Origin of the sequence: Bacteroides gallinaceum (assembly GCF_030373775.1) — a bacterium.
Lineage (GTDB): Bacteria > Bacteroidota > Bacteroidia > Bacteroidales > Bacteroidaceae > Phocaeicola > Phocaeicola excrementipullorum.
In genome coordinates, this window is the sequence record NZ_JAUDEN010000055.1 from 1 (window position 1) to 3,212 (window position 3,212).

The following is a 3,212-nucleotide window of genomic DNA, read 5'->3' on the forward strand; positions in this document are numbered from 1 at the left end:
ATCCTTATTAGATTTTTTCCACTTCGTCATACCATCTGGCAAGCCTTGTCAGGGCTGCATCCTTATGTCTGCACTGATGATAAATCAATCCTAGCCTCATGGAAAGACAGTACGCTTTCTTTATATCCGGATACTCCCTGAACAGGATACCGGCACGTATACGCTGTGATTCGGTCCATAATGATTCTTTCTTATACAGAAGGTATATGCTTCTGGCTAGCAACTGTTTCCTTGAATCTCCGTTCTCAAATACCGGAGCATGATATGCCTTTCCGCATGCCTTTGCATGTGCCAGCTGTATCGATTCTTCATCAAGTGCTTCTCAGCGGGCTTTAACCCTCATGTTCTGAACGGCTTCATAAGCAAGCTTCTGTACATGGAAACGGTCTGTAACTTGTAAGGAAGTAGGCAATCATCCAGGCAATTGCTAGATAAAGAAGTGTTTTTCGTTCCATTTCAGAATCGCTTAGTCAGGTGCTGATCAGTGCCGGACATTTATGCAGCTAAAGATACGGAGATTCCTTTAAAAAAAGAAAGGCACGAAAGATGACTTCTGCCATTTCCGTGCCTTTGTAGATTTATCCGGCATTCAGACCGTTCAATGAATCATTGTATTCGTTCCTTCTACGACATTTCCGTATGAGAATACGCACCGCACGTTCACGTCCTTGTCGAGGATGACGATATCGGCATCCTTGCCCTTCTGGAGCGTTCCTTTACGGTCGGACACACCGATAATCTGCGACGGAGTTTCGGATGCCATGCGGATAGCGTCGGCCAGTGGGATGCCGGCTTTCTTTACCATTGTCTGCACGAGGCGGTCCATCGTGGCGATGCTTCCTGCCAGCGACTGGTGATCGGCCAGCTTGCAAACACCGTCTTCAATTACGTAGCGGGGATCGTCGATCGGTTCACCTTCGTAAGCGGCATATTTCAGCGCGTCTGTTACCAGGCATGTCTTCTCCACGCCTTTCAGCTTGTAGACGAGCTTCAGGATTGTGGCAGGCAGATGCACTCCGTCGGCAATCACTTCTACGGTCATTCCGTCCATCAGGTAGACACTTTCAACCGTACCTTCGTATTTGTATTCGCGGCGTTTGTGGAATCCCGGCATGGCATTGTAGAAGTGGGCGGCATGAGTGAATCCGGCTTCGAATGCAGCCTTGATTTCAGGATATTCTGCTTCGGTGTGAGTGATGGCCGTCAGTATGCCGTGTCCGGAGGTATAGCGTGCGAAGTCGTGCGCTCCCGGAAGTTCCGGGCTGATGTCCCAGCGTTTGATGCAGCCTGTGCTCTCGAGCAGCGGGATGTATTCGTTCGGGTCCGGATCTTTCAGGAAGTCGCCCCATTGCGCGCCTGCCATTTTCCGGTTCAGGTAAGGGCCTTCGATGTGCAGTCCTAGAATTGTGCTTTCGGGCCGCTGCATCATTTCCTCGCAAGTTGCTACAGCTTGGCGGACCACGTCGAAGCTTGTTGACGACAAGGTGGGGAAGATGGATGTGGCACCATGTTTCAGATGTGCGTTGACGATGGTTCCGAACGCTTCGGGAGTTGCTTCCGTAAAGTCTTTTCCTCCTCCTCCGTGGCTGTGCATTGATACGAATCCGGGCACGATGAACATTCCCTTCGCATCGATGACCTTTGCGCCGATTACGGCAAGGTCGCTGTTGGTCACTTCCAGTATTTTCCCATCGTTGATGAGTACAGAGCCGTCCTTCAGCCAGCCCTGCGGCGTAAGTATATGGCCGTTTATGATTTGTGTCAGCATAATGTTCTTGTATTTATCGGTTTAGAATAACGTGTTGGTTCCTTCCACGATCTTGCCCATCGCCCATACGGCACGGATGTTCAGGTCGTTGTCGAGAGCCAGGATGTCGGCATCCTTTCCTTTTTCGAGGGTTCCCTTCCGGTCGGCTACTCCCATGATGCGCGCCGGAGTTTCTGAAGCCATGCGGATTGCATCTTCCAGCGGGATTTCGGCCTTCTGCACCATCGTGCGGATCAGGCGGTCCATTGTGGCGATGCTTCCGGCAAGTGCCGAACGGTCGGCCAGCTTGCACACCCCGTCTTCGATGATGACACGCGGGTCGAACGCCTCTTTGCTGTCGCTTGCAGCGCAGGCGAGCGCATCGGTTATCAGCGCGGTTTTTTCAACTCCTTTTATCTTGTAGACAAGGCGGAGAATGGTGGGCGGCACGTGGATTCCGTCGGCCACTACCTCTACGGTCATGTCGTCCATCAGGTAGATGCTTTCTACCGTGCCTTCGTACTTGTATCCGCTGCGTTTGTGGAATCCCGGCATGGCGTTATAGAAGTGGGTTGCGTGTGTATATCCCGCTTCGTATGCCGTATAGATGTCTTCGAATTCGGCCTGCGTATGTCCTACTGCTGCCAGCACGCCTTTTGACGTGATGTATTTTCCGAACTGCATGGCTCCCGGAAGTTCGGGAGCTGCATCCCAGCGTTTGATGCAGTGCGTTTCCTCAAGCAGAGGGATGTATTCTTCGGGGTCGGGATTCTTGATGTTTTCCGGCATTTGTCCTCCTGCCATTTTCATGTTGAAGTAATGCCCTTCCAGATGAAGTCCCAGTACGGGTGAGTCGGGTTCGGCCATCAGCTTTTCGGTTGTAGCCGCCGCTGCCCGTATCATCGGTATGGTTGATGAAGAAAGAGTTGGGAAAATGCTTGTCGTACCGTGTTGCATGTGCGCCTTGATAGCTGCGCGGAACGCGTCTTCGCTTCCCTCCATGAAGTCGCGGCCGCCCCCGCCGTGTACATGGATTTCAACTCCGCCGGGAACGATGTATGTTCCTTTTGCGTCAATCAGTGTTGCTCCCACGATGGGAAGGTCACAGTTCGTCACTTCCAGAATCTTGTTGTCTCTGATGAGTACCGATCCGTCTTTCAGCCAGCCCTGAGGGGTAAGGATGCGGGCATTAATAATTTGTGTTAGCATATTAGATGTGATTGATATTTGTTTCTTTATCTGCTGCAAATTTAATTAATATGCTCATTAATTGTGTGGGCTATATTATATTTATTTAATATGAAAGGGTTAATTAATTTAAATTTGATGGCGTATGATGCACCGGTCCGGATGTCTTTTCCGGCCGTCCTGTGGGCGTCTGTGGCGATATCGTATTGTTTTTATCTCTTCACTGGAGTGATACGAATGCATCACTTAAGTGAAGAGATCGAATCACTGGAGCGAC

General features: G+C 50.7%; 2 protein-coding genes and 1 pseudogene. All 3 read right to left on the minus strand.

The annotated features are described in order from the left end of the window. Positions 1-7: 7 nt before the first annotated feature. Positions 8-412, minus strand: a pseudogene (locus QUW60_RS14845) (transposase). Between the two features lie 186 nt (positions 413-598). After that, on the minus strand, positions 599-1,768 hold the full coding sequence (gene nagA / locus QUW60_RS14850; protein WP_258337235.1) for an N-acetylglucosamine-6-phosphate deacetylase: 1,170 nt from the start codon (positions 1,766-1,768) through the stop codon (positions 599-601). Positions 1,769-1,789: 21 nt separating this feature from the next. Beyond that, positions 1,790-2,956 carry an N-acetylglucosamine-6-phosphate deacetylase gene (gene nagA, locus QUW60_RS14855; protein ID WP_258337234.1) on the minus strand — a complete coding sequence of 389 codons (1,167 nt, stop codon included), beginning with the start codon at positions 2,954-2,956 and terminating at the stop codon, positions 1,790-1,792. Positions 2,957-3,212: the final 256 nt, after the last annotated feature.